20 protein-coding genes, 2 tRNA genes and 1 pseudogene are annotated in these 26,487 nt (G+C 73.4%); 16 read left to right on the top strand and 7 right to left on the bottom strand.

All coding sequences use genetic code 11. From position 1 onward, the window contains the following. Positions 1-523 precede the first annotated feature (523 nt). The 12 genes and pseudogenes from dnaA (at position 524) to ACRYR2_RS06125 (ending at position 14,829) form a co-directional block, all read left to right on the top strand. Positions 524-2,092, top strand: a complete 1,569-nt coding sequence (gene dnaA / locus ACRYR2_RS06180; protein ID WP_432561955.1) for a chromosomal replication initiator protein DnaA — start codon at positions 524-526, stop codon at positions 2,090-2,092. Positions 2,093-2,922: 830 nt separating this feature from the next. Further along, positions 2,923-4,050: a DNA polymerase III subunit beta gene (gene dnaN, locus ACRYR2_RS06175; protein ID WP_432561954.1), complete on the top strand. Its 1,128-nt coding sequence runs from the start codon at positions 2,923-2,925 to the stop codon at positions 4,048-4,050. 70 nt (positions 4,051-4,120) lie between these two features. Beyond that, positions 4,121-5,047: pseudogene (gene gnd / locus ACRYR2_RS06170) on the top strand (phosphogluconate dehydrogenase (NAD(+)-dependent, decarboxylating)); the annotation flags it as partial. A gap of 20 nt (positions 5,048-5,067) precedes the next feature. Continuing rightward, the gene (gene recF / locus ACRYR2_RS06165; RefSeq protein ID WP_432561953.1) at positions 5,068-6,297 is read left to right on the top strand and encodes a DNA replication/repair protein RecF; all 1,230 of its coding nucleotides are present in this window, start codon (positions 5,068-5,070) and stop codon (positions 6,295-6,297) included. After that, positions 6,251-6,880 (top strand): DciA family protein, encoded by a 630-nt coding sequence (locus ACRYR2_RS06160; protein WP_432561952.1) that lies wholly within the window; start codon positions 6,251-6,253, stop codon positions 6,878-6,880. The genes recF and ACRYR2_RS06160 overlap by 47 nt, the downstream gene beginning before the upstream one ends. 255 nt (positions 6,881-7,135) lie before the next feature. Further along, entirely contained in the window at positions 7,136-9,202 is a 2,067-nt protein-coding gene (gene gyrB / locus ACRYR2_RS06155; RefSeq protein ID WP_432561951.1) for a DNA topoisomerase (ATP-hydrolyzing) subunit B, read from the top strand. A gap of 122 nt (positions 9,203-9,324) precedes the next feature. Further along, complete coding sequence (gene gyrA, locus ACRYR2_RS06150; protein ID WP_432562011.1) at positions 9,325-11,988, top strand: DNA gyrase subunit A; 2,664 nt, start codon at positions 9,325-9,327, stop codon at positions 11,986-11,988. Positions 11,989-12,119: 131 nt separating this feature from the next. Then, positions 12,120-12,491, top strand: a complete 372-nt coding sequence (locus ACRYR2_RS06145; protein WP_432561950.1) for a DUF3566 domain-containing protein — start codon at positions 12,120-12,122, stop codon at positions 12,489-12,491. Between the two features lie 70 nt (positions 12,492-12,561). Further along, positions 12,562-12,638 (top strand) — tRNA-Ile (locus ACRYR2_RS06140). Between the two features lie 77 nt (positions 12,639-12,715). Further along, positions 12,716-13,138, top strand: a complete 423-nt coding sequence (locus tag ACRYR2_RS06135; RefSeq protein WP_432561949.1) for a VOC family protein — start codon at positions 12,716-12,718, stop codon at positions 13,136-13,138. Positions 13,139-13,183: 45 nt separating this feature from the next. Next, positions 13,184-14,194: an AAA family ATPase gene (locus tag ACRYR2_RS06130; protein WP_432561948.1), complete on the top strand. Its 1,011-nt coding sequence runs from the start codon at positions 13,184-13,186 to the stop codon at positions 14,192-14,194. Then, a complete protein-coding gene (locus ACRYR2_RS06125) occupies positions 14,191-14,829 on the top strand; it encodes an arsenate reductase/protein-tyrosine-phosphatase family protein (protein ID WP_432561947.1) in 639 nt (212 codons plus the stop codon). Before ACRYR2_RS06130 ends, ACRYR2_RS06125 begins: the two co-directional genes overlap by 4 nt. Here ACRYR2_RS06125 and ACRYR2_RS06120 read toward each other — a convergent pair. Further along, entirely contained in the window at positions 14,826-16,217 is a 1,392-nt protein-coding gene (locus ACRYR2_RS06120; RefSeq protein ID WP_432561946.1) for a tyrosine-protein kinase domain-containing protein, read from the bottom strand. The two genes, ACRYR2_RS06125 and ACRYR2_RS06120, sit on opposite strands and share 4 nt — an antisense overlap. Before the next feature lie 178 nt (positions 16,218-16,395). Between ACRYR2_RS06120 and ACRYR2_RS06115 the strand changes: the two genes are divergently transcribed. Both ACRYR2_RS06115 and ACRYR2_RS06110 read left to right on the top strand, forming a co-directional pair. Further along, the gene (locus ACRYR2_RS06115) at positions 16,396-17,796 is read left to right on the top strand and encodes a sugar transferase (RefSeq protein ID WP_432561945.1); all 1,401 of its coding nucleotides are present in this window, start codon (positions 16,396-16,398) and stop codon (positions 17,794-17,796) included. After that, the gene (locus ACRYR2_RS06110) at positions 17,793-18,932 is read left to right on the top strand and encodes a glycosyltransferase (RefSeq protein WP_432561944.1); all 1,140 of its coding nucleotides are present in this window, start codon (positions 17,793-17,795) and stop codon (positions 18,930-18,932) included. Before ACRYR2_RS06115 ends, ACRYR2_RS06110 begins: the two co-directional genes overlap by 4 nt. On the opposite strand, the gene ACRYR2_RS06105 is transcribed toward ACRYR2_RS06110, so the two are convergent. The 5 genes from ACRYR2_RS06105 to ACRYR2_RS06085 are packed head-to-tail and all read right to left on the bottom strand — an operon-like array spanning position 18,882 to position 25,126. Then, a complete protein-coding gene (locus ACRYR2_RS06105) occupies positions 18,882-20,399 on the bottom strand; it encodes a lipid II flippase MurJ (protein ID WP_432561943.1) in 1,518 nt (505 codons plus the stop codon). The two genes, ACRYR2_RS06110 and ACRYR2_RS06105, sit on opposite strands and share 51 nt — an antisense overlap. Continuing rightward, a complete protein-coding gene (locus tag ACRYR2_RS06100; protein WP_432561942.1) occupies positions 20,399-21,544 on the bottom strand; it encodes a glycosyltransferase family 4 protein in 1,146 nt (381 codons plus the stop codon). Before ACRYR2_RS06100 ends, ACRYR2_RS06105 begins: the two co-directional genes overlap by 1 nt. After that, complete coding sequence (locus ACRYR2_RS06095) at positions 21,541-22,665, bottom strand: glycosyltransferase (protein ID WP_432561941.1); 1,125 nt, start codon at positions 22,663-22,665, stop codon at positions 21,541-21,543. Before ACRYR2_RS06095 ends, ACRYR2_RS06100 begins: the two co-directional genes overlap by 4 nt. Continuing rightward, a complete protein-coding gene (locus ACRYR2_RS06090; RefSeq protein WP_432561940.1) occupies positions 22,653-24,008 on the bottom strand; it encodes an O-antigen ligase family protein in 1,356 nt (451 codons plus the stop codon). The genes ACRYR2_RS06095 and ACRYR2_RS06090 overlap by 13 nt, the downstream gene beginning before the upstream one ends. Next, the gene (locus tag ACRYR2_RS06085) at positions 24,005-25,126 is read right to left on the bottom strand and encodes a glycosyltransferase (RefSeq protein WP_432561939.1); all 1,122 of its coding nucleotides are present in this window, start codon (positions 25,124-25,126) and stop codon (positions 24,005-24,007) included. Before ACRYR2_RS06085 ends, ACRYR2_RS06090 begins: the two co-directional genes overlap by 4 nt. A gap of 108 nt (positions 25,127-25,234) precedes the next feature. Between ACRYR2_RS06085 and ACRYR2_RS06080 the strand changes: the two genes are divergently transcribed. Both ACRYR2_RS06080 and ACRYR2_RS06075 read left to right on the top strand, forming a co-directional pair. Continuing rightward, on the top strand, positions 25,235-25,354 hold the full coding sequence (locus ACRYR2_RS06080) for a DLW-39 family protein (protein ID WP_432561938.1): 120 nt from the start codon (positions 25,235-25,237) through the stop codon (positions 25,352-25,354). A gap of 8 nt (positions 25,355-25,362) precedes the next feature. Further along, a tRNA-Ala gene (locus ACRYR2_RS06075) sits at positions 25,363-25,435 on the top strand. Positions 25,436-25,491: 56 nt separating this feature from the next. Here the strand turns inward: ACRYR2_RS06075 and ACRYR2_RS06070 are convergent. Then, positions 25,492-26,382 carry a hypothetical protein gene (locus ACRYR2_RS06070; protein WP_432561937.1) on the bottom strand — a complete coding sequence of 297 codons (891 nt, stop codon included), beginning with the start codon at positions 26,380-26,382 and terminating at the stop codon, positions 25,492-25,494. Positions 26,383-26,487: the final 105 nt, after the last annotated feature.

The following is a 26,487-nucleotide window of genomic DNA, read 5'->3' as shown; positions in this document are numbered from 1 at the left end:
CGCCGGACGACCAGCGGGATCGGACGAAGATCGTACGAACCAGCCAGTGGCGATGCGGAACACAATCCACAGCAGAGTACGGTCCCGGTGACACCTGGTCAAAGCGCGCGCGAGCGGCACCCCTGGCGGCCCCCACCGGGGCTCCGGATCGGGGCTCCGTCGTCCACAGCGCGGTGGACGGGCCCGTCCGGGTGATGCCGGGAAGGTACCGTCTCCTGCAGGACCGGAGGGAACGACCCGCCGGTACCGCGGTCCCGACGGCAGGGCCCGGCGCCGAGCAGACGGCTGCCGGACGGCGGAGTCGTGCGGACGTTCCGAGGGAGCCCGGGCAGACGACGGGCGGACGGCACTTGAACGCCAGCCGTCGCCGTTGTTACGGTCCCGCTCGACGTGCCGACGCCCGCACCCGTCCGAGGGGCCGCGACGGGCTTCTTCGTCGCACCCGATCTCCATGCACAGCTGTGGACAAGGGTGTGGACAAGACCCGTCGACCGGATGCGTCACGACGGGGGAGAGGGCTCGAGTGGAGACCGACGGAGGGGACTTCCCCAGCGTCTGGGAGCGCGCCGTCGCGCAACTGGACGACAACGTCACCCAGCACCAGCGAGCGTTCGTCCGTCTCACCCGGCCGCTCGGCCTGCTGGACGGCACGGCGCTGCTGGCCGTCCCGAACGACCTCACCAAGGACGTCATCGAGCAGAAGGTCCGCGAACCGCTGACCCGCGCCCTCTCGGACGCCTACGGCTCGAGCATCCGCCTCGCCGTGACGGTGGACCCCTCGATCGCCCAGATGCTCACCCCCGAGCGCACCGGTGAGCGCTCGGTCGGGGACGACGGCGTCCCGAGCGTGGAGCGGGAACGCGTCGGGGCCCCCACGGCCCTGGACTCGGAGGCGTCGACGGCCGGGCGGTCGGCCGACGACCGGCTCGCCGGAGTCGACGAGGAATCGCCGCTCGACGATTCCGACCCCGACCTGCTGTTCACCGGGTACAAGGTCGACCGGGGCCCCGGAACCGGCCGGCAGGCGCCGCGGAACCGTTCCACCGCGAAGACCGAGAACTCCCGGCTGAATCCGAAGTACATCTTCGACTCCTTCGTCATCGGTTCCAGCAACCGTTTCGCGCACGCGGCCGCCGTCGCCGTCGCGGAAGCACCGGCCAAGGCGTACAACCCGTTGTTCATCTACGGGGAGTCCGGGCTGGGCAAGACCCACCTCCTGCACGCCATCGGGCACTACGCGCAGAACCTCTACCCGGGTGTGCAGGTGCGGTACGTGAATTCGGAGGAGTTCACCAACGACTTCATCAACTCCATCCGCGACGACAAGGCGCAGGCGTTCCAGCGCCGGCACCGCGACGTCGACGTCCTGCTGATCGACGACATCCAGTTCCTGTCGAACAAGGTCCAGACGCAGGAGGAGTTCTTCCACACCTTCAACACGCTGCACAACGCGAGCAAACAGGTCGTCATCACCTCCGACCTGCCGCCCAAGCAGTTGTCCGGTTTCGAGGACCGGATGCGCAGCCGTTTCGAGTGGGGACTCATCACCGACGTCCAGCCGCCGGACCTGGAGACCCGCATCGCCATTCTGCGCAAGAAGGCGATCGGTGAACGGCTGGAGGTCCCCGAGGACGTCAACGAGTACATCGCCTCGAAGATCTCCTCGAACATCCGCGAGCTCGAGGGTGCCCTCATCCGGGTGACGGCCTTCGCCAGCCTCAACCGCCAGCCCGTGGACATGCAGCTGGCCGACATCGTCCTGCGCGACCTCATCCCCAGCGACGAGACGCCGGAGATCACGGCGGCGGCGATCATGGGTCAGACGGCCTCGTACTTCAGCGTCACGCTGGAGGACCTGTGCGGCACCTCCCGCTCGCGGACCCTGGTGACGGCCCGCCAGATCGCGATGTACCTGTGCCGGGAGCTCACCGAGCTGTCGTTGCCGAAGATCGGCCAGCACTTCGGCGGCCGCGACCACACGACCGTCATGCACGCCGAGCGCAAGATCAAGCAGCAGATGGCCGAGCGACGCAGCACGTACAACCAGGTCACCGAGCTGACCAACCGCATCAAGAAGCAGGCCGGCGCCTGACGCCAGGCCCTCAGCAGTCCGCACCAGCAGCCCCCGACGCCCAGCGCGTCGGGGGCTGTTCTGCGTCCGACGGCCCCGTCCAGCCCTCCTGACCGGCCTGTGAGCGGGCCCGCAGCGGCCTTTCGGGGTCGGGCCGGTCAGGGGTGACAGCGAAGCAGCCAGGAGGAGCGCCCGGGCACCACCCGTCACGCCGGGCACCCGCCCACCGCGCTGTCCACAGTTGTCCACACTCTGGGGAAAGCCTTGTGGACAAAGCTGTCCCCACCGGTGGACAACGCGGTGGACAACGCGTGGGCGCCATGGGGACCGCCTGGGGACGACGGTGGACGACGGCCGCGGACCGCGACGTCCTGTGGACGACGGAGACTGCGGATCCTCAGGTCCTCCACACGTCGAACAGGCACACATCCGGCCCCTGACCTGCGCAGATGCCGCGTCGTCCACAGGGTCCACAAGGGTGACTACTACGACTGATCCCTCTACGGTGAAGTCCGTCAACCCACGTCCAGTGTGGACTGGTTGTGGGGAAGGACGGCCCGGAGCAGAGGAGGACGCCCGGTTCCGGGACCCCGTTCGAACAAGCTGTGCCGGTACCTCCAGGACGTGATCACGGAGAGTGATCTAGAGTGATTACGGACAGTGATCGCCACGGAGAGTGACCGACGGCCGAGTCGAGGAGGCGCGTTCACCCCCGTCCCCGCTCTCCACTACTGTCGGAAGCCGCCCGTGGTGACGATCTCGACCGACGAGTCCGACCGACGAGTCCGGTCGGCCGACGTTCGGCACCGCACGGGCCTGGAGTTCACGATCACGACGGAAGGCGGTGCCTGGTGGAGTTGCAGGTCGAGCGCGACGTGCTGGCCGACGCCGTCGCGTGGGCGGCCCGGGCTCTGCCCTCGCGGCCGCCGGTGCCGGTGCTGGCGGGTGTGCTGCTCGAGGCCACCGAGGAGGGGTCGCTGAAGCTGGCGACCTTCGACTACGAGGTCTCCGCCCGGGTGGAGCTCCCCGCCGACGTCCGCACGGCCGGACGGGTGCTGGTCTCGGGGCGGCTGCTGGCCGACATCTCCCGCAGCCTGCCGAACCGGCCCGTGACGTTGACGACCGAGGGCTCCAAGGTCGTCGTGACGTGCGGTGCGAGCCGGTTCACGCTGCTGACGATGACCGCGGACGAGTACCCCTCGCTGCCGCAGCTGCCGGACTCCTCGGGCGAGATCGCCGGCAGCGAGTTCACCGAGGCCGTGGCGCAGGTGACCGTCGCCGCCAGCCGGGACGAGACGCTGCCGATCCTCACCGGTGTCCGGATGGAGATCGAGGGCGACCGGCTCACCCTCCTGGCGACCGACCGGTACCGCCTCGCCGTGCGCGAGCTGCGCTGGAAGCCGACGTCCACCGACATCTCGGCCGTCGCCCTCGTCCGGGCCCGCACGCTGTCGGACGTCGCGCGCTCGCTGGGTTCCTCCAGCAACCTCACCCTCGCCCTGGCCGACGGCAAGAGCGACCTCATCGGCTTCCAGGCCGGTGGGCGGTACTCGACGTCGCTGCTGGTCGACGGGGAGTACCCCAAGGTCCGCGCGCTGTTCCCGGCCGAGTCGCCCACGCACGCCGTCGTCTCGACGGCCGCGCTGACCGAGGCCGTCAAGCGCGTCGCCCTGGTCGCCGAACGCAACACGCCCGTGCGCTTGCGCTTCGAGGACGGCGTGCTGTCCTTGGAGGCGGGGCAGGGCGAGGACGCGCAGGCGACGGAGGCTCTCGAGGCCACCCTCGTCGGTGAGTCCATCGCCATCGCCTTCAACCCGCAGTTCCTGCTCGACGGGCTCGGGGCGCTGGCCGCCCCGTACGCCCGGCTCTCGTTCACCCAGGCGACCCGCCCGGCGGTCCTCACGGGCCAAGCGGACCTCGACGGGGACGACGACGACAGCTACCGGTACCTGCTGATGCCGGTCCGCCTCGCCGGCTGAGCCCGGGCTCAGCCCGGGGCACAGCTCGGTACGAACAACTGCCCGGCCGCACGGCCGGGCGCGAGAAGGGAAGCGTCTGGCCATGCACATCGGTCTCGTCGGTCTCGGCAAGATGGGCGGGAACATGCGCTCCCGCCTGCGCGACAAGGGCATCGAGGTCACCGGGTACGACCCGAACCCCGAGGTCACCGACGTCCCCAGCCTCGCCGCCCTCGTCGAGGCGCTGCCCTCGCCCAAGGTCGTCTGGGTCATGGTCCCCTCGGGGAAGATCACCCGGGACACCGTCGCCAACCTGGCTCCGCTGCTCAAGGACGGTGACCTGGTCATCGACGGCGGCAACTCCAAGTGGACCGACGACGAGGTCAACGCCAAGCTGCTCGCCGAGCGCGGCACCGGCTACCTCGACTGCGGTGTCTCCGGCGGCGTGTGGGGCCGGGACAACGGCTACGGCCTGATGGTCGGCGGCACGAAGGGCCACGTCGACCTGGCGATGCCGATCTTCGACGCGCTGCGCCCCGAGGGCCCGCGCGAGGAGGGCTTCGTGCACGCCGGCGGCGTCGGCGCGGGCCACTACTCCAAGATGGTCCACAACGGCATCGAGTACGGCCTGATGCACGCCTACGCCGAGGGCTACGAGCTGCTCGAGGCGAAGGGGATCATCCACGACGTCCCGGCCGTCTTCAAGGCCTGGACCCGCGGCACCGTCGTCCGCTCCTGGCTGCTGGACCTCATGGTCCGCGCCCTGGAGGAGGACCCCAAGCTGGACAACATCCGCGGCTACGCGCAGGACTCCGGCGAGGGCCGCTGGACGCTGGAGCAGGCCATCGAGAACGCCGTGCCGATGCCGGTGCTCGCGGCGGCGCTGTTCGCCCGCTTCTCCTCCCGCCAGGAGGACTCGCCGTCGATCAAGGCCGTCGCCGCGCTGCGCAACCAGTTCGGCGGCCACGCCGTCACCTCCGCCGGGCCCAGCTCGGGCTCGGGGTCGACCAACAGCTGACCCGCCGGGACTGACGCCGCGTGCACGTCGCGCACCTGTCGCTCGTCGACTACCGCTCCTACGAGCGCCTCGAGCTCGACCTCCGTCCGGGGACGACGACCTTCGTCGGCCTCAACGGGCAGGGGAAGACGAACCTCGTCGAGGCCATCGGGTACGTCGCGACGCTGGGCAGCCACCGGGTCTCCGGTGACGCCCCGCTCGTGCGGCAGGGCGCGGCGCGCGCCGTCGTGCGGGCGGGGCTGGTGCGCGGCGGCCGCCGGGCGCTCGTCGAGCTCGAGATCACCCCGGGCAAGGCGAACCGCGCGCGGCTGAACGGCAACCCGGTCCGCCGGACCCGGGACGTCCTCGGCGTCCTGCGGACCGTGCTGTTCGCCCCCGAGGACCTGGCCCTCGTCAAGGGCGACCCCGGCGAACGCCGGCGCTACCTCGACGAGCTGCTGGTCACCCGGTGGCCGCGGGTGGCGGGGGTGCGGGCCGACTACGACCGGATCCTGCGCCAGCGCACGGCCCTGTTGAAGTCGGCCGGGGCCGCGGTGCGCTCGGGGCGGGCCGACCCCCACGCACTCGAGGTGTGGAACGAGCACCTCGCGGCCACGGGCGCCGAGCTGCTGTCGGCGCGGCTGGCGCTGCTGGCCGACCTGCGCGAACCCGCCGACGACGCCTACCGCTCGGTGAGCAAGGGCCAGGGCGACCTCGAGCTGGGCTACCGCTCGTCCCTGCCGTTGCTGGCCGAGGGCGTCGCGACGACCCCCGGCGGCGCCGCGCCGGGACGTGAGGAGCTGCGTGAGGCGCTGCTGGCGGAGATGGCCGAGCAGCGCAAGGCCGAGCTGGACCGCGGGGTGTGCCTGGTGGGCCCGCACCGCGACGACTTGGTGCTGACCCTGGGCGGGATGCCGGCCAAGGGGTACGCCAGTCACGGGGAGAGCTGGTCGGTGGCCCTGGGCCTGCGGCTGGCCAGCTACCGGCTGCTGCTGGCCGACGACGCCATGGACGACCCGGGCGGCCCCGTGCTGGTCCTCGACGACGTCTTCGCCGAGCTGGACGCGGGCCGGCGCGAGCGGCTGTCCGAGGTCGTGGCCGACGCCGAGCAGGTGCTGGTCACCGCGGCCGTCCCCGAGGACGTGCCCGCCGCGCTGCGCGGCGAGCGCGCCGACCGGGTGCACGTCCGCACCGGCTTCGCCGTCCGGGAGGACGAGGTGGACGATGCCGACGACGGTGCCGGGGACGGCGGAGGAGGCGGCGGTGACTGACGGCCCGGGCGAGGACGGACCCGAGGGCGGTGAGCTCCCCGAGGAGGGCGACACCACCGGAGCCGACCTCGCCCGCACCGCGCTGGGCCGCGCCCGGGCCGCCGCGGCCGCCAAGGGCCTGCGCCCCGGCCGGGTCCCCCTGGGCGGGGCGGGGAAGTCCCGCGAGGAGTGGCGCGAGGAACGTCGCGGCAGCGCGTCGGCCCGTTCGGGGGCCTGGCCCGACGCCCGGGACCCGCAATCGCTGGAGAACACCCTGGGCCGGCTCGTCGGTGAGCGCGGCTGGGAGCAGCCCGTCGCCGTCGGCGGCGCGTTCGGGCGCTGGGACGTCGTCGTGGGGCCCGAACTCGCCGGGCACTGCACTCCCGAGACGCTCAAGGACGGCACGCTCGTCGTGCGGGCCGAGTCCACGGCCTGGGCGACGCAGGTGCGGCTGCTGACCAGCCACCTGGTGCGCCGGCTGGACGAGGAGCTGGGCCACGGGGTGGTGACGAAGGTCGTCGTGCGCGGTCCGCAGGGACCGTCGTGGCGCAAGGGCGGCCGGTCGGCGCCGGGTGGGCGGGGACCGCGCGACACCTACGGGTAGATCCGGGTGATCTGCCCCGGATCAGCTCTCACGCCGCGTCAGCCCCCCGGTGTGTGGTCCCCCACACCACCGGGGGGTCGAACCGCTCTCCGGGCGCGCTGGGGCGCGCGCAGCGCGAGGCCGGGCGTTCTCGGGGTAGAATGGTGGTGAAGCTGGCGGTCGTGAGGGCCCTTGTCCCTGATCAGTGCTGCGTGACGGGCCCTCGCCCGGACGCTGCCCTCTGATCGCCTCGATGCGGAGGGAGAGCACCCGCTCGTGCCAGACGACCAGACGCCCGGTCCCGAGGATCTCAACCCGGAGGGCGCTCCCTCCCTGGCCGACGCGGTCGCACCCGACGGTGCCCCCAACCCCGAGTACGGCGCGGACGCGATCACCGTCCTCGAAGGACTCGAGGCCGTCCGCAAGCGTCCCGGCATGTACATCGGCTCCACCGGTGAGCGCGGTCTGCACCACCTGGTCGCCGAGATCGTCGACAACTCCGTGGACGAGGCGCTCGCGGGTCACTGCGACACCATCGACGTGACGCTGCTGGCCGACGGCGGCGTCCGCGTCGTCGACAACGGCCGTGGCATCCCCGTCGACGTCATGCCCGGTGAGGGCCGGCCGGCCGTCGAGGTCGTCCTGACGGTGCTGCACGCCGGCGGCAAGTTCGGCGGCGGCGGCTACGCCGTCTCCGGCGGCCTGCACGGGGTCGGCAGCTCGGTCGTCAACGCGCTCTCGACGCGCCTGGACGTCGAGGTCCGCCGGCAGGGCCACGCCTGGCGGCAGTCCTACGCCAACGGTGTGCCGCTGGCCCCGCTGGCCAAGGGCGAGGAGACCGACGAGACCGGGACGACCATCACGTTCTGGGCCAACGACGAGATCTTCGAGACGACCGACTACTCCTACGAGACGCTGCGCACGAGCTTCCAGCAGCGCGCGTTCCTCAACAAGGGCCTGACGATCTCGCTGTGCGACGAGCGGATCCACCCCGAGGACGAGACCGCCGAGGCCGCCACGGACGACAAGCCGCAGCGCAGCGTGCGGTACCGCTACGACGAAGGTCTCATCGACTACGTCAAGCACATCAACGCGCAGAAGAAGAACGACCCGCTGCACGAGACGGTCATCTCGCTGGAGGCGGAGGACAAGGAGAAGGGCATCGCGGTCGAGATCGCGATGCAGTGGACCACGGCCTACTCCGAGGCGGTCTTCACCTACGCCAACAACATCAACACCTCCGAGGGCGGCACCCACGAGGCGGGGTTCCGCACGGCGCTGACGAACCTCGTCATCGACTACGCGCGCACCGCGAAGCCGGCCATCCTCAAGGAGAACGAGTCGCTCGACGGCTCCGACATCCGCGAGGGCCTGACGGCCGTCATCTCGGTCAAGCTGTCCGAGCCGCAGTTCGAGGGGCAGACCAAGACCAAGCTGGGCAACACGCTGGCCCGCACCTTCGTGCAGGCGCAGGTGCGCGAGCACCTCGGCCACTGGTTCCAGGCCAACCCCAAGGAGGCCTGGACGATCGCGAAGAAGGCGCAGTCGGCCTCGATCGCCCGGCAGGCCGCCCGCAAGGCGCGCGAGGCCAGCCGCAAGTCGCTGCTGGAGCGCAACTCGCTGCCGGGCAAGCTGAAGGACTGCCAGTCCAACAACCCGGCCGAGTGCGAGGTCTTCATCGTCGAGGGGGACTCCGCGGGCGGTTCGGCCACCCGTGGCCGCGACCCCCGCACCCAGGCGATCCTGCCGATCCGCGGCAAGATCCTCAACGTCGAGAAGGCCCGGCTGGACCGCGCCCTGGGCAACCAGGAGGTGCAGGCCCTCATCACGGCCTTCGGCACCGGCATCGGGGAGGACTTCAACCTCGAGAAGCTGCGGTACCACAAGATCATCATCATGGCCGACGCCGACGTGGACGGTCAGCACATCCGCACGCTGCTGCTGACGCTGCTGTTCCGCTACATGAGCCCGCTGGTCGAGGGCGGCCACGTCTACCTCGCCCAGCCGCCGCTGTACCGCATCAAGTGGCTGGGGGGCATGGAGAACCACGAGTTCGCCTACTCCGACCGCGAACGCGACGCGCTCATCGAGGCCGGGCTGGCCGCCGGCAAGAAACTGCCCAAGGAAGGCCGGACCCAGCGCTACAAGGGCCTGGGCGAGATGAACTGGGACGAACTGTCCGAGACCACGATGGACCGCAACCACCGCACGCTGCTCCAGGTGACCCTGGAGGACGCCGCGGCGGCCGACGCCATCTTCTCGGTGCTCATGGGTGAGGACGTCGACTCCCGGCGCACCTTCATCCAGCGCAACGCCCGCGACGTGAGGTTCCTCGACGTGTAGCCGCTGTTCCACGTGGAACATCCGTCGAGACCGTGAGCTGAGAGGCAGTCCCCACCGTGAGCGAGAGCACCACCGAACCCCCCACCGGCGACCGCATCGAGCAGGTCGACCTGCAGGCCGAGATGCAGCGGTCCTACCTCGACTACGCGATGAGCGTCATCGTCTCGCGGGCGCTGCCGGACGTGCGGGACGGTCTGAAGCCGGTGCACCGCCGGGTGCTGTACGCGATGTACGACGGCGGGTACCGCCCCGACCGCGGGTACTCCAAGTGCGCTCGCGTCGTCGGCGACGTCATGGGTCACTACCACCCGCACGGTGACTCCTCGATCTACGACGCCCTCGTCCGGCTCGCGCAGGACTGGTCGCTGCGCTACCCGCTCGTCGACGGGCAGGGGAACTTCGGCTCACCGGGCAACGACCCGGCCGCGGCCCCGCGGTACACCGAGTGCCGGATGGCCCCGCTGGCCATGGAGATGGTCCGGGACATCGACGAGGAGACCGTCGACTTCTCCCCGAACTACGACGGCCACACCACCGAACCCGACGTCCTGCCCAGCCGGTTCCCGAACCTGCTGGTCAACGGGTCGGCCGGCATCGCCGTCGGCATGGCGACCAACATCCCCCCGCACAACCTGCGGGAGGTTGCCGACGGGGTGAGGTGGTTGCTGGACAACCCCGAGGCCTCCGACGAGGAGCAGCTCGCGGCGATGCTGCAGCGCATCAAGGGCCCGGACTTCCCGACGGGCGCGCAGATCCTCGGCCAGCGGGGCATCGCCGACGCCTACCGCACCGGCCGCGGCTCGATCACCATGCGGGCCGTGGTCACCGTCGAGGAGATCCAGAACCGGACCTGCCTGGTCGTCAGCGAACTGCCCTACCAGGTCAACCCGGACAACCTCGCCGAGAACATCGCCAACCTCGTGCGCGACGGCCGGCTCACCGGCATCGCGGACGTCCAGGACCACACGTCCGGCAAGACGGGGCAGCGGCTGGTCATCATCCTGCGCCGCGACGCCGTCGCCAAGGTCGTCCTGAACAACCTCTACAAGCACACGCAGCTGCAGCAGAACTTCGGCGCGAACATGCTCGCGCTGGTCGACGGGGTTCCGCGCACGCTGCCGATCCACGCCTTCCTCAAGCACTGGATCACCCACCAGCTGGACGTCATCGTCCGCCGCACGCGCTTCCGGCTGCGCAAGGCCGAGGAGGAAGCGCACATCCTGCGCGCGCTGCTCAAGGCGCTCGACGTCCTCGACGAGGTCATCGCGCTGATCCGCGCCTCGGCCACGGTCGAGGCCGCGCGCGAGGGCCTGATGGAACTGCTCGAGATCGACGAGGTCCAGGCCCGCGCGATCCTCGACATGCAGCTGCGCCGGCTGGCCGCCCTGGAACGTCAGCGGCTGACCGACCGCTACGACACGTTGATGGCGATGATCGAGGACTTCAACGCGATCCTCGCCAGCCCCGAGCGTCAGCGCCAGATCGTCGGCGACGAGCTGGCCGAACTCGTCGAACGCTACGGCGACGAGCGCAAGACGCAGGTCCTGCCCTTCGAGGGCGACATGACCGCCGAGGACCTCATCCCGGTCGAGGACGTCGTCGTCACGGTCACCCGCGGCGGCTACGCCAAGCGCACCCGGACCGACCTCTACCGCGCCCAGCGCCGGGGCGGCCGCGGGGTGCGGGGCGCCTCGCTGCGCGAGGACGACGTCGTCGAGCACTTCTTCACCACGACGACCCACCACTGGCTGCTGTTCTTCACCAACCTCGGCCGGGTCTACCGCGCCAAGGGGTACGAGTTGCCCGAGGGCGGTCGCGACGGCCGCGGCCAGCACGTCGCGAACCTGCTGGCCTTCCAGCCGGGGGAGCGGATCGTCGCCGTCCTGGACATCGAGGACTACGAGCAGGCGCCGTACCTCGTGCTGGCGACCCGCGGCGGCATCGTCAAGAAGACGCGGCTGTCGGAGTACGACTCCAACCGCTCCGGCGGGCTCATCGCCATCAACCTGCGGCAGCGCCCCGGCGCCGAGGGGGCCGAGGAGGTCGACGACGAACTGTTCGGAGCCGCCCTGGTCGGCGAGGGCGAGGACCTGTTCCTGGTCTCCCGCAAGGGGATGAGCGTCCGGTTCGAGGCGACCGACGAGAACCTGCGGCCCATGGGCCGGGCCACCTCCGGCGTCACCGGCATGAAGTTCCGCGGCGACGACGAACTCCTGGCGATGGCCGTGGCTCGCGACGACCTGTACGTCTTCGTCGTCACCGAGCTCGGGTACGCCAAGCGCACCCGGATCGGGGAGTACCGCAAGCAGGGCCGCGGTGGCCTGGGCATCAAGGTGGCCAAGCTGACCGAGGAACGCGGCGACCTCGTCGGCGCGCTCACGGTGTCCGACGAGGACGAGGTCCTCGTCGTCATGCAGGCCGGTCGCGTCGTGCGCTCGCGCGTCGACGAGGTGCCGGCCAAGGGCCGCGACACCATGGGCGTCACGTTCGCCCGGCCCGAGACCGGCGACCGGATCATCGCCGTCGCCCGCAACGCCGAACGGGTGATCGACGCCGAGGTGGAGGCCGAGGAGGCTTCCGAGGCGACGACCACCGGTGCGGACGACCCGATCGCGGACGTCGCCGGCGCCGGGGACGACCAGGCCGCCGCCGAGGGGGCCGACGAGGCCCCGATCGGTGGAGCACCTGTGCAGGAACTGGCCGGCGAGCCTGTGGAGGGGGCGGGTGATGGCGTACCGTCGCCTGAGGCTTCGACGGACGAGCCTGATCCCGGAGGTGACGAGTGACTCCCGCCGAACGTGCGACCGCATCGTCGGCGTCGGACGCCTCGAGCGGCCCGAACGGCCGGCCGGCGGCTGAGCTGAACCGCCCGACGAGCGGACCGTCGGCAGGGCAGCAGCCCCGTGCCCGCAACGGGGTGGACTCCGTCCCGCGGCGGGTGCGGCTGACGCTGGCCCGCATCGACCCCTGGTCGGTGACGAAGCTGTCGTTCCTGCTCTCGGTGGCCGTCGGCATCGCCCTCGTGGTGGCCACGGCCGTCGTGTGGAGCGTGCTGGACGGCATGGGCGTCTTCACCGACCTCGACGGCCTGCTGCGCGACGTCGTGGGCAACGACGTCGACTTCGCGCTCGTCGACTACGTCGGCTTCGGCAAGGTCATCTCGCTGGCGACCGTCATCGCCGTCGTGGACGTCGTGCTGCTCACCGCCCTGTCGACGATCGTGGCCTTCCTCTACAACGTCTCCTCGGCGCTCGTGGGTGGCCTGCACGTGACGCTCTCGGACGACTGACCCGTCACGACCTCGGTACGAGGCACTGCTCCGCGTCGGGTAAGGTTGTTCCTGCTGCGCGAGCGGTGATGGGCCTATAGCTCAGTCGGTTAGAGCGCTTCCCTGATAAGGAAGAGGTCGGAGGTTCAAGTCCTCCTAGGCCCACCAGGAAGGCCCCCGGGATCCCCCGGGGGCCTTCGTCGTTGAAGGAGCGCACGGCGGGCGGTCGCCTCAGGCTGGAGACCATGGCGATCCCGTTCCCCCGTGCCCTGCACACGGTGCTCGACACCACCGACGCCCGGGGGCTCGCGGAGTTCTACCGCGAGCTCCTCGCCCTGCAGTACCGGCCCGGCGACGAGCCGCCGGCCGACGAGTCCGACGAGCCCGACGAGGCCGGCTGGCTGGTGCTGCTCGACGACCACGCCCGGCGTGTGCTGGCCTTCCAGCAGGTCGACGACCTGCCGCGGTCGACGTGGCCGAGCGCCGGCGTCCCGATGCAGGCGCACGTCGACTTCACCGTCCCCGACCGCACCGCGCTGGACCACCACCACGAGCGGGCGCTGGCCCTGGGGGCCACGCTGTTGCTGGACCGCACCGACGACCCGGCCGAGCCGCTGTACGTGTACGCCGATCCGGCCGGGCACCCCTTCTGCCTCCTCGTCGGGTGACGGAGAAGTCCGTGATCGTCACGTCACCCACGGTAAGGTTCACGGGTGGAGGGACGGCTGCTGGCGACCGCGGCGCACGTCAGGGCACTCGTGGAGGCTCACACCTCCGGTGACGACGCCCGGTTCCGGGCCGCCCTCGGTGAGCTGATCGACCAGGCCGGCCGCAAGGGTGACCGCGCCCGGGAGGTCGAGGAGCTGCGGCGTCTCCTGGACGTCCGGCGCGCCGCGGTGCGACCCCCCGCCCCGCCGCGGCCCGCGCCGCCGTCCTCGGTCGCGCAGCCGCGCGGTGAGCTGGCCCGGGTCCTGACGGTCGCGCTGCCGTCGGTGGGACTGGCCGACCTGGCCCTCAGCAGTGACGTCATGGCCCGGCTGCACCGCGTCCTGACGGAACAGCGGCACGCCGAGACGCTGCGCGAGCGTGGTTTCCAGCCGCTGCGCAAGCTGCTGCTGACCGGGCAGCCGGGCACGGGCAAGTCCATGACGGCCGAGGTGCTGGCCACCGAGCTGGGGCTGCCGCTGTTCACGGTGCGCCTGGAGACGATCGCCGACCTCACCGCCCAGGACGCCGTCGCCAGGTTGTCGCTCGTCTTCGACCTGATCGCCCAGAGCCGCGGCGTGTGCCTGTTCGACGACGTCGACGTGCTGCTCGGCGCCGAGGGCCAGCCCGGCAGCACCCGGCCGGGGGACGTGCTGCGGGCCTTCGCCGGGTTCCTCGAGGCGGACGAGTCGGTGAGCGTCCTCGTGGTCACCACCCACCGGCCCCAGCTGCTGGACCGTCCCGTGCTGCGCCGGTTCGACACCGTCGTGGACTACCCGCTGCCCAGCACCGGTGTCGTCCAGGAGGTCGTGCTGCGCCGGCTGCGCGGGCTGGACCTGCGGGCGGTGGACTGGCCGCGGGTGGCGTCCACGGCCAGCGGCCTGAGCCACGAGCAGGTCTCGGCCGCGGCCGCGCTGGCGGCCAAGCAGTCCATCCTCGACGGCGCCCCCCAGGTCGAGACGGCGGCGCTGCTCGCGGCGCTGCGCGAACGCCGGCAGATGCTCAAGATGGCGCCGTGAGGAGCGTCGTCGAGGAGACGCTCGTGCGGACGCGGTTCGAGGTCCTGCTCGTCTGCACCGCCAACGTCAGCCGCTCACCGATGGCGGTCGCGCTGCTGCGCCACCACCTCACCGACCGGTTCGGGGAGCAGTCGGTGACGATCCGGGTGGCCTCGGCCGGGACCACCGCGCTCGTCGGCGCACCGGCCGACCCCGACGTGGCCCGGGTCCTCACGGCGCTGCGCCGGCCGGTCGTGCCGACCGAACCGGCGCGGCAGCTCGACGCCGAGCTCGTCGGCGGCGCCGACCTCGTGCTGACGATGACCCGGCAGCAGCGCGCGGTCGTCATCACCACCGTGCCCCCCGCCCAGCGGCGGGTGTTCACCGTCCTGGAACTGGCCCGGATCGCCCGTCGGCTGGCCGGTGAGCGGCGGCTGCCGCCCAGCGCCACCCTCGCCCACGGGCTGCGTGCGCTGGTCACGGCCGCGCCGGCCTGGCGTGGGCCGACCGCACCGCAGGACCCCGCCGCCGACGACGTGGGCGACGTGCACGGACAGAAGCTCGAGGAGCAGCTGAAGGCGGGCCGCCGCCTCGACGAGGCGCTGGCGGCCGTCGTCGCGGCGCTGCCCGACCGGCAACCCGCCCGGGGCCGCTAGCGGTCCAGCACGACGTGCTCGGCGTCGACCGGAACGGCCGGCTGGTACCCGTAGCCGTACTCGTACGCGTAGGAGTACTCCGACGCCTTCGAGGGGACCATCGTGAGCACCCCGCCGAGGACGCGCGCGTCGACGGCCCGCAACCGGTCGAGCCCGCGGGTCAGGTGCTCGCGGGTGGTCTTGGCGTGCTTGACGACGACGATCGCGCCGTCGGCCTGCCGGGCCAGCGCCGCGGCGTCGGCCACCGGCAGCAGCGGCGGGGAGTCGATGACCACGAGGTCCGCGCGTTCCCGCAGGCGGGCCAGGAGGTCGCTCATGTGCCGGGAACCGAGCAGGGCCGCCGGGTTGAGCGGGATCGGCCCGCAGGCCAGCACCGACAGGCCGGTGTCCCCGTAGGGCTGCAGGACGTCGTCGAGGTCGGCACGGCCGGCGAGCACCGTGGTCAGCCCCGCGCTGTCCTCCACGCCCAGGTACTGCGAGACCTTCGGCAGCCGCAGGTCGGCCTCGACGAGGATCGTGCGCACGCCCGCGGTCGCCGCCGTCAGGGCCAGGTTCACCGCGGTCGTGCTCTTGCCCTCCCCGGGCAGCGCCGAGGTGACGACGACGACCTGCGGAGGGTGGTCGACGTCGGCGAACTGCAGGTTGGTCCGGATCTGCCGCAGCGCCTCGGCCTGCGGCGAGCGCGAACCCTCCAGGACCAGCTCGGGGCGCTGCCCACCCTCACCGGACGGGACCGCACCCAGCGCGGGGGCCCCCTGGTCGGTGATCGTGGTCAGCGTCTTGACGGTCGTGTCGAGGACCTCCCGCAGCACCGCCAGACCCGTCCCCAGGACCGCACCGCCCAGCACACCCAGCGCGAGCATCCGCAGCAGGTCGGGGGCGATGGGCTCGCTGCGGACGACCGCCGGCCGCAGCACGCTGATGCGCACCGGGCTCAGGGTGTCCGGGGTGGCCTGTTCCAGCTCGCTGACGGCCCTCCCGAAGTGCTTGGCGATCGCGTTGGCGACGTCGGCGGCCAGCTGCGGCGAGGACTCGTCGACGGTGACCTCGATGAGGACCGTCCCGACCGGCGCGCTGGAGTTCACGTGACCGGCCAGCGCCCGCGCCGTCGTGTTCAGGCCCAGCTCGTCGATCACCGGGTCCAGGACCTTCGGGCTCGTCAGCACACCGGTGTAGGACTGCACGCGCTGCTGGGTGAACATGCTGCCCTGCATGAGGGCGGTGGCGTTGCCGGTGTCGTACATGGACACGAAGAGCAGGGAGTCGGCCCGGTACACCGGCGGGGTCACCGCGTAGGCGCCCACCCCGCCACCGACGCCGAGCAACACCGACAGGACCACCAGGATCCAGTGCTTGCGCAACGCGCGCAGGTAGTCGACGAGGTCCACGGCTCGTCCATCGGCGCCGGGTGCGGCCAGCTGACGAGAACCTCCGACGCGTGCCGCCGAACGGGTTGAGACCGGGGGCCGCGGGACCGGGGAACTCAAGTCGACACGCCGGTCCGACGACGATCCTGAAGTCCAGCCCGAGCTGTCTGCTACGGGATCCCGACCGTGGAGGATCCACGTGACCACGACCAGGGGAACGGGTACGGCCGTGCGCCCGACCGGCCGCTGGCTCGCGTCCGCGACCTCCCGCCGGCGCTCGCAGCTGACGCACCTGCTGCTGGCCTCCGACGCCGTGTGCCTGCTGACGGTGGTCGTCCTCGTCGGTCACGGCGCCCCACCGGTCGTCGTGACCGCCGTCTCGGTGCTCGCCGTGCACGCCTTCGCCGGGCTGTACCGGCCCCGCCTCGACCTCAGCGTCCTGGACGACCTGCCGATGCTGCTCGGCGCGGGCGTCGCCGCCGTCGGCGTCTCCGCCATCGCCGCGGCGGTGCTCCGGCTGGGGACGGTCGACCAGCGGGTGCTGTGGACCGCCGCGGGTCAGACGGTGCTGGTCGTCCTCGCCCGGACCGTCGTGTACGCCGTCCGCCGCCGCAGCCGCCGCAGCGGGCGGGTCGCGTTCCGCACCCTGGTCGTGGGGTGCGGCGGTCTCGGGGCGCAGCTGGTCGAGATCATGGGCACCGGCGAGCACGGGCTGCTGCCGATCGGCTTCATCGACGACGACCCGCGCCTGCCCGCCGGGGCCCGTCCGCTGCCGGTGCTGGGCGGGATCGCCGACCTGTCCTCGCTGGTGCACCGGCACCGCGTCGACATCGTCGTCATCGCGTACTCCAACGTGCCCGAGATGGTCGTCGTCGACGTCCTGCGCGGCTGCCAGGGCCTGGACGTCGAGATCCTGACCGTCCCCCGCTTCTGGCAGGTCACCACCACGCACCGGCTCCTGCAGTCGATGCGCGGGGTGCCACTGGTGCAGTTGCGGCGGCCGGCGTTCCGCGCCCCGACGTGGCGGCTCAAGCGGGTCGTCGACGTCGTCGCGTCCGCCGCGGGCCTGGCGGTCCTGAGCCCCCTCCTGCTGCTGTGCGCGCTGGCGGCGCGGATCGAGGTCGGGCCCGGGGTGCTCTTCCGGCAGGAACGCGTCGGCATCGGCGGGCGGACGTTCGAGCTGCTGAAGCTGCGCACGCTGCGCGCCGCCCCCGGCGATCCCGGCGACTCCGACACCCGCTGGACGGTCGAGGGGGACGGGCGCGTCGGCCCGGTCGGTCGCTGGCTGCGCCGGCTGTCCCTGGACGAGCTGCCGCAGCTGTGGAACGTGCTGCGCGGCGACATGTCCCTCGTCGGGCCGCGGCCCGAGCGGCCGTTCTTCGTCGAGCAGTTCACCGTCGACTACGACGACTACCTGTGGCGGCACCGGGTGCCCGTCGGGGTCACCGGCTGGGCGCAGGTCCACGGCCTGCGGGGGAACACCTCCATCGCCGAACGCGCCCGCTTCGACAACCACTACGTCGAGAACTGGTCCCTGTGGCTGGACGTGAAGATCCTGCTGCGGACCGTCGTCCAGGTGGTCTCGGCGGCGGGGCGGTGAGCGAGGACGCCCGCACCCCGGAGGCCCCGCTGGTGCTCGTGCTGGGCACGGCGGACTGGAACGCGGTCGTGGCGACCAACCAGCACCGCGTCACCGCGGCCCTCGCCGAGCGCTACCGCGTCGTCTTCGCCGAGGGCACCGGGACGCGGCAGCTGCGCCTGCGCGACGCGCGCCGCGTCGCGCGCCGCCTGGCGCCGCGACCACGGACGGCCGGGCGCCCGGTGCCCGCCGGCGTCGACGTCCTCAGCCCCCGGCTGGTGCCCCACCACGCCGCCTCGACCCGCGCCGTGAACACCGCGTTGCTGCACCGGCAGGTCCGCCGCTGGATCGAGCACCCCGGGCCCCGGCTGCTGTGGACCTACACCCCGTTCAGCTACGGACTCGAGCGCCACGCCGACCGTACCGTCTACCACCTGGTCGACCTGCTGCACGAGAACCCCGGTGTGCACCGGGGCCGGTTGCTCGCGGCCGAGCGGGCGCTGGCCGCACGCACCGACCTGGCGCTGGCCACCAGCCCGGCCGTCGAGGAGCACCTGCGGCGACAGGGGTTCGCGAGCCCGCTGTGCCTGCCGAACGTCGCGGACGTCGCGGTGTTCGCCGCCGCCCGCGGCCGCGCCCCGCAGCGCCGGCCCGTGGCGGTGTTCGCCGGCACCCTGGCCCGGCACAAGGTGGACCTGGAGCTGCTGGCCGACCTCGCCGAGCAGGTGCCCCTGCGCCTGGTGGGCCCGGTCGTCGACGTCGCGGGCGACCCGGCGTGGCACCGGCTGCTGGCCGCGGGCGCGCAGGTCGTGGGCCCGCTGCCCCCGGACCAGCTCGCCGACGAGCTGGCGCGGGCCGGCGTCGGGCTCGTGCCCTACCGCTCGTCCCCGCTGACCGCCGGGATCAGCCCGCTGAAGACGTACGAGTACCTGGCGGCCGGGTTGCCGGTCGTGAGCACCGCGCTGCCCGCCGTCACGCCCGTGGCGGGAGCGGTGTGGGTGCAGGACCGGACGACGTTCGCCGGCCGCGTCCGCGACCTGCTCGCCGCACCCGACGCCGGCCGGGCCACCCGGCTCGCGGCGCTGGCCGAAGGGCACGACTGGACCTCACGCGGCCGGGAACTGCGCGCCCTGGCCGGGTCCCTGCTCGCCGCCTGAGCGCACGATCCCCACGACCACCCGCCGCCACGACGGCAGCACGAGCGCCGCGGCGCCCCACACGGCCAGCACCGCGCCGGCGAGCGCCAGCAGACCCGCCCAGCCGCCGGCCCCGCCCCCGGCCCAGCGCGCGGCGAGCACTGCGGCACCCGCCACCGGCAGACAGCCGGCGACCCACCGCGCCAGCGTTCCGCCGACCCCCAGGGCGCGGGCGGCGACGATCGTCGTCACCACGGCCCCCGCCGAACCGGCCAGGCCGAGGGTGACCGGGCCGAGCACCCGGTGCAGCGCGACGTTGAGCACCAGCGTCACGGCCAGCCCGCCGACCAGCGCCAGCGCGGCCATCCGGTTCCGGTTGGCGGCGTTGAGCGCCTTGACCAGCACGTACGCGACCGACTGCGCCCAGAAACCGACCCCGAACCCGGCCAGCACGGCCGCCGAGGTCGTGACGGCCCCGGCGTCGAACGCACCGCGGGCGTAGAGCACGGAGACGACGGGGGCGGCCCCGACGGTCAGCACCACCGAGAGCGGGGCCACCACCAGCAGCAGCCCGGGCAGCAGCGCCCCGAGGCGCTCGCGGGCGGCCGCGGTGTCCAGCCCCGACAGCACCGCCAGCCCGGCCAGGCCCAGCGGGACGGCCAGCAGGTTCACCCCGGTGGTCGCCACGAACCGTGCGTAGTCGACGGCCGCGACCACCTGGTCACCGAGCAGCGAGGCCACCACCCGCTCGACGACGACCGAGGCCTGCAGCACCACCGGCAGCAGGAGCAGGGGCCGCAACCGCACCCACAGCGCCCGCCGCAACGCCCGCCCGACGCCCGGTTCCACGTGGAACCGGGCGGCGGGCAGGATCCCGCGCCGCCGCACCGTCCGGTGCCCCCAGGCGTGCAGCCCGAGGTAGGCCGCGGCGAAGCCGGTCGCCACGAGCACGGGGGTCTGCAACGCCCAGGCCAGGCCCAGCGAGGCGATGAGGCCGGTGTTCTGCACGGTCGCCCGCACGCTGGACAGCCGGAACCCGCCGTGCGACATCTCCAGGTAGCTCAGCAACGCGTACTGCAGGTAGCTGGGGACTCCCAGCGCCATGACCTGCAGGAACTGCGCCGCGGTCGTCGCGGTCGAGGGATCGAGCCCCGGCGCCAGCACGCCGACGACGGGTCCGGCGAGCACGAGCGAGACGGCGGTCAGTGCCAGGCCCAGGACCCACAGCGTCCGCCGCAGGGACTGGAACAGCACGGCCGCGCGGCGCGGGTCGGTGCGCAGCAGCTCCCTGTGCATCGGCAGGAAACCGGCGGTGAGGACGTCGGCGGTGAACAGGTCGACGGGGACGAGGGTGGCGGTCTGGGCGACCCGGGTGGCCGTGGCCGGTGCACCCGTTCCGTAGGCCGCCGCGAGCAGCACCTCCCGCAGCAGGCCCAGGAGCTTGCCGAGGAGACCGCCGAGGACGAGGCGGCGGACGGCGTCGCGCATCAGCGCAGACCCAGCAGGGCGGCGTAGCGGTCGGTGACCGTCGACAGGTCGTAGCGCGTGGGCAGCAGCGAGCCGCTCGGTCGGCCCTGGCCCAGGACACCGCGGACGGCGGCGGCGAGCGCGTCCGGGTCGCCCGCGTCCACGCGCGCCACGGCGTCTCCGGCGTCGGCGACGGGAGCGGTCGTGCGGGCCGTGACGGCCGGGGTGCCGCACGCGAGCGATTCCAGGACGGCCATCGGCAGGCCCTCGCGCCACTGGGAGGTGAGCAGGGAGAGGTCGGCCGCCGCGTACAGCCCGGGCAGCCGGGAACGGTCGACGGCCCCCAGGAACCGGACGCGCTCGCGCACCCCGAGGCTCTCCGCCAGGAGTTCGAGCCCGGCGCGGTCGGGTCCGTCGCCGGCCAGGACCAGGACGGCCCCGGGCAGGGCGGGCAGCAACCGGAGCGAGCGGTCCACCCGCTTCTGGGGGTGCAGCCGACCGGCCACCAGCAGGACCGTCGCCCCGGTGGGGACGTCGAGGGCGGCGCGGGCGGCGGCCGCCGCCGCGGGGTCGGGCCGGAAGACGGCGCGGTCGACGCCGTTCTCCACCAGGTGCACCGGCGGCATGGCGACCACGCGGCCCAGCGGCGCGCTGGTCAGCGACCGCAGGACGCTGGGGCCGACCGCGACGACGTCGTCGAACCGGTGGTAGGTGCGGACGTCGCGCAGCAGGCCGGACACGTTCCGCACGGCGGACACCGTCGGGCGGATCCGCCGGCTGCCGAGCTTGGACGTCAGCTCCATGATCGACGTGCCGTGCGCCTGCATCACCGTCCGGGCGCCGAAGCGTGCGGGCAGGTCGACCGCGCCGAACGCGCCGGCCGAGATCGACAGCACGCCCGACACCCCGCCGCGGTCGAGTTCGTCGTGCAGCGCCGCGCGCGAGCGGGCGAACCAGGCGCGGGAGTAGCGTCCGGGCGGCGCCGGCAGCGCCCGGACCTGCACCCCGTCCTGGCCGAACCGGGCGGGCCGGCCCGGGACGGCGGTGGTGAGCACGGTCACCTCGTGCCGGCGGGCCAGGTCCCGGCACAGGTCCCAGGCCACCGACTCCATGCCGCCGGCGTGGTGCAGCGGCAGCCCCCGGGTCAGGACCACGACGCGGCTCACCGGCGGGTCTCCCCGAGCAGACCCGCGAGCAGGCCGTCGAACAGGTCCTCGAGGCGGCGGGTCTGGACGGTGACGTCGAAGTTCCCCCGGACGTGCTGCGCCGCAGCGTCTCCCAGCGCGCGGGCGAGGGTGTCGTCGGTCAGCACCCGGCGCAGCGCGGCGGCCAGGGCCAGCGGGTCGGACTCGGGCACGAGGATCCCGGTGCGGCCGTCGAGCACCGCCGAGGGGATGCCGCCGTGCCGGGTGGCGACGACAGGACGGCCCAGGGCACCGGCTTCGAGCAGGACCTGCCCCAGCCCTTCCTGGTCGCCGCTCGCCGCGGTCCGGCTCGGCAGGCACAGGACGGTCGAGGTCGCGATGCGCTGCAGCGTCGCGCCGTGGTCCAGAGCGCCGGCGAACTCCACGCGGTCGGCCACGCCCGTCGTCCGCGCCAGCTCCTGCAGCTGCGGTCGCAGCGGTCCGTCGCCGACGCACACCAGCCGCACCCCGGGCAGGTCGGCCAGGGCGCGCAGCAGGTCGGCGTGCCCCTTCTTGGCCACCAGCCGGCCGACGTGGACGACGGTCGCCTGACGCGGGGGAGCCGCTGCGGGCAGCGCGGACAGGTCGATGCCCAGGTGGTGGGTGATCGTCCGGTCGGCGGGGAAGCCCCGGTCCAGGACGCGGTGGCGCAGGTGGTCCGAGACCGGCAGGAACAGGTCCCCCTGCCGCGCCAGCCGGCGCGTGCGCCGCACGTAGGTCGCCCAGCTCGCCTTGCGCGCGCGCAGCAGGTCCAGCGGCCCGGTCGTGGCGTCGAAGCCGTGGAACACGGTGGCCAGCGGTACCCCGGCCCGGCGGGCGGCGGGCAGCGCGCAGGCCGCCTCGACCCCGAAGTGGGCCAGCACGGCGTCCACCCGCAGGTCCCGCAGCGCCTGCGCGAGCGGCCCGGACGCCAGCCCGGCGGTGTGCAGGGCCGCGGCGCGCGCACCGGCGGCCGCGCGCAGCGAGAAGCCCTCCAGCCCCTCGGGCAGGGCGTCCCGGGACAGCAGGACGGGTTCCCAGCGGCTGAACGCCCGGGCCTGGGCGAGGACGAAGGGCTCGGACGGGATCCCGAACCGGTGGCGCAGGACCGCTACGCGGGGCACGGGACCCCCGCGGGTCCACGGCGCGCCAGCGGCAGGCGGGCGGCGACCAGTCCCAGCAGCATGGCCAGCAGGATCATCGACTTGCCCTCCCCGTAGACGGCGGTGTTGTCGCCCATCCCGTGCACGAGCACCCACCACCAGGCGCCGAGCGCGAACGCCGTCGTGCGCGCCACGGGCAGCCCCACGTGGCGCACGACGGCCGCGGTGAGGACGACGAGGATCGTCCCGGCCAGCAGCAGCAGGGCCGCGACCCCGGGCAGCCCGCTGGCGGCCCAGGCCGCGATGAACAGGTTGTGCGGGGGGAGGGTCTCGATGCCCAGCGCGGCGAACTGCTCGATGGTGCGCTGCCAGCCGCCGAACCCCAGCCCGAGGACGAGGTGCTCGCGGAACATCTGCAGCGCGAAGTCCCACATCGGCTGCCGGCTCTGCAGGCTCTCGGCCGAGGCGTCGGCGTAGCCGGGCACGTACCGCTCCAGCACACCCGGCAGCAGCCACACCCCGAGGCCGACCAGGCCGGCGGCCTGGGGCAGGAACCAGCGGGCGTTCGGCCGCCCCAGCACCTGGACCCCGCGCACCGCCACCGGCAGCAGCAGCGCCAGGGCGGCGGCGGTCTTGGAGCCGGTGGCGAACGTCGCCGACCAGCACACCAGCGCGCCGGCGGCGTACCAGCGGCGGCGGGTTCCGCGCGCTCCGACGCCCAGGGCCAGGAAGCAGAACGCCGCCACGCCCAGGAACATCGAGGACACGTTGGCGTTGATGAAGAACCCACCCGACTTGGTCGGGTCGGTGACGTTGTTGGCGCCGTCGGCGAAGAACGCCGCCATGGCGTTCGGGCCGGCCACCAGGCTGGACAGCGGTGAGCGCAGGTAGGCCGACTCCAGCGCCGGGGACAGCCGGAAGGCCCACACCAGCACCGCGTCCAGGACGGCCCAGCCCAGGACGACCGTGAACGGGCCCGCCAGCGCGCCGGGCCGGCCGCGTTCGACCCGGGTGGCGTACAGCAGCAGGAAGGCGAACGACAGCAGCCGCATGACCTCCAGGAGGCCGACCATCGGGTCCGGCGACCAGGCGATCGCCGCGCCCTGCGCGGCGGTCAGCACCAGGACGGCGCGGAACACCGGGTCGCGCAGGGGCAGCTCCTTGCGCTCGGCCAGCCAGCAGGCCGCGATGAGCAGCGTCCAGCACTGGCTGAGCGGGAGGTTCAGCGTGCCGAGGGGACCGACGAACCCCTGCGGGACGGCCAGGAAGGCGGCGATCTGCAGCCGCGTGCGGTCCGAGGCGGTGACGCAGCACAGCAGGCCGGTGAAGGCCGCGGCCACGGCCACCACCACCGCGAGGATCACGTGTGCTCCCCGACCCAGCCGCGCACCGCCTCGCGGAAGCGGTCGACCGCGAAGGCGGCGGCCCGCTCCCGGCAGGCCGCCGGCGAGCACGTCTCGGCGCGGGCGACGGCACCGGCCAGCTCCTCGACGCGCAGGTCCGGCACGAGCGCCCCGCTGCGGCCGTCGACGACGGTCTCCCCGGCGCCGCCGCGGGCCGGGGCCACGACGGGGGTGCCCGCGGCCATCGCCTCGACGGGGACGATCCCGAAGTCCTCCACCGTGGGGAACAGCAGCACCGCGGCCCGGCGCAGGAGTTCGCGGGTCACCTCGCGCGAGGGGCCGTCCAGGACCGTCACGGGGACCCGCGCGCGGGCGGCCCGGTCGCGCAGCCGGCCCAGCAGCGGTCCCCGCCCGGCGACCACGACCGGGCGGCCCAGCCGCTCGGCCACGTCGACGGCCAGCAGGTGGTTCTTGTAGGGGACGAACCGGCCCAGGGCCAGCAGGAACCCGTCGGGCAGGTCGAGGGTGTCCGGGCCGGGCGCCGCGAAGGCGTCCACGTCGACCGGCGGGTGGATGACGACGGCCTCGCGGTGCCAGAACCGCTCGATGCGGCGGGCGACCTCGGTGCTGTTGGCGGCCAGCGCCGTCACCGACCGCACGGCCCGGCGGTCGGCGTGGGCCAGGGCCGCCCGCGCCGGGGCCAGGGCGCGGGAGGCGCCGCGGCCGTCGAGCTCGGGGCTCCAGACGTAGCGGGCGGGGGTGTGGACGTAGGCGAGGTGGGCACCGCCCGGGGCCACGAGCCGGTTCGACGTCGCGAAGGCGTGGTGGGAGGTGACGACGAGGTCGTAGCGGCGCGCGACGTCGCGCGCGTGGGTGGCCCAGGCCGCCGGCATGAGCGGCAGCGACAGCGCGCGGTGCCGGCGCAGCGCGGGGACGTCGAGGGCGGTGGTGCGCACCGGCCGCCCACCGAGGTCGAGCCGGACACCCGGTTCGGCGCTGAGCGCGTGCAGGTCCGCCGCCGGCCACATCCCCGCGAGGACCTCGAAGACCTGCTCCGCACCGGCGCGGGCGGCGATCCACTCGTGCACGACGGCGGTGCGCCTGGCGGTGGCCGGGGGGAGGGCCGGGCGGGAGGTCATGGCACCCCTCCGGTCGGCACCGGCGTGCCCGACCTGAGCGGGACGGTCACACGCTGTGCTGCGTGCTAGCGTTTCCGCAGGTCGTGTCGGGTTGGCGAGGAGGTCCTGGTGAAGAAGCTGCTGCTGGTGGTGGCCGGTCTCACCGGCGCCGCGCTGGTGTGGCGCCGCAAGGCGTCGCAGAAGGCCGAGCGCGACCTGTGGGCGGAAGCCACCGACACGGTGCGCTGAACCCACCCGGGGGCATGGCGCAATTGGTAGCGCACCTGCTTTGCAAGCAGGGGGTTAGGGGTTCGAGTCCCCTTGCCTCCACCGGAACGGCCGAGGCCGGTCACGCGGACGCGTGACCGGCCTCGGTGCGTGCGGGCTCAGTTGCCCTTGAGCTCGTCGGGCGTGGCGTCCTCGACGGTGCCCGGCGTCGTCTTCTGCGAGTCGGGAACCTCCTTGACGTCGGCCACGGCGTCCTCGACGGTCGGGTCGACCGTGTCCTGGATCCCGGTCGCCTTCTCGAGGTTCTCGGTGGCGGCGGCCGTCGCCGGGGTGGTCGGCGTGCTCGTCGGCGGCGCGGGGGTCCACGCAGCGCCGGGCGCGGCCCACGGGTCCTCCTTCTGCCGTCCCTTGACGACCGCGTAGACGGCGGCGCCGCCCGCGGCGATGAGGGTGAGCACGAGGAACCTCTTGCCCCGTCCGCTCTTGCCGGCCTTCCCGCTCTTCTTGACCACGGCTTCCCCCTTCAGCACGGCGAGCGCGTCCGCGGAGCGCTGCTGGGCGACCTTCCCGCCCGCGAGCGCGCCGGCCGCGGCGGTCTTGCTCGCGGCCTTCCCGGCGGCCCCGGCGGCCTTGCTCGCGGTCTGCACCGTCTTCTGGGCGGTCTTGGCCGAGGCCACGGTGGTCGCCGCGGCGGTGCCCGCGGCCGTGGTGGCGGCGGCGACGGCCGGGGTGGCGGCCTCCCTGGCGGTGTGCGCAGCCTCCTGGACCGTCTCGACGATCCGGGGGAGCAGCTCGTCCACGACCTTGTCGCGGGCGCTGTCGACCGCGGGGGAGACCCGCTGCACGACGACCTCGACGCGGGGAGCGGCCGCCTCCACGGAGCTGTGCCAGCTCTTCTCCAGCCGGGGCTGGGCCCAGTCGACGGCGGCCTCGACCTTCGGCGCCGCCCAGTCCCGGGCGGTACCGACCGCGGGACCCACCTTCTCCGCCAGCGCCGTGCCCTGGGCCTGCAGCTTCTCGGTCCGGCTCTGGCTCTTCGTCAGCGACATCCGATCCTCCTCGTGCCTCGTCCTGCTCTGCCGTCGCGAACGCGCGGGCTGCCGAACTCGTGCCCGGGCGTCCTGTCGGCGACGATCACCACCCGTCATCCCACC

The sequence above is a fragment of the Kineococcus deserti genome, from assembly GCF_050871945.1.
In the GTDB taxonomy this organism is placed as follows: domain Bacteria; phylum Actinomycetota; class Actinomycetes; order Actinomycetales; family Kineococcaceae; genus Kineococcus.
The sequence above is the reverse complement of the archived record's forward strand: the minus strand, read 5'-3'. Positions and strand labels throughout refer to the sequence as shown.

Coding starts and splice junctions, on each gene's coding strand:
- ACRYR2_RS06135 (WP_432561949.1), top strand. CDS start 12,716: ATGGCGATCCCGTTCCCCCGTGCCCTGCACACGGTGCTCGACACCACC.
- ACRYR2_RS06085 (WP_432561939.1), bottom strand. CDS start 25,126: ATGACCTCCCGCCCGGCCCTCCCCCCGGCCACCGCCAGGCGCACCGCC.
- ACRYR2_RS06160 (WP_432561952.1), top strand. CDS start 6,251: ATGCCGACGACGGTGCCGGGGACGGCGGAGGAGGCGGCGGTGACTGAC.
- ACRYR2_RS06070 (WP_432561937.1), bottom strand. CDS start 26,382: ATGTCGCTGACGAAGAGCCAGAGCCGGACCGAGAAGCTGCAGGCCCAG.
- gyrA (WP_432562011.1), top strand. CDS start 9,325: ATGCAGCGGTCCTACCTCGACTACGCGATGAGCGTCATCGTCTCGCGG.
- ACRYR2_RS06105 (WP_432561943.1), bottom strand. CDS start 20,399: ATGCGCGACGCCGTCCGCCGCCTCGTCCTCGGCGGTCTCCTCGGCAAG.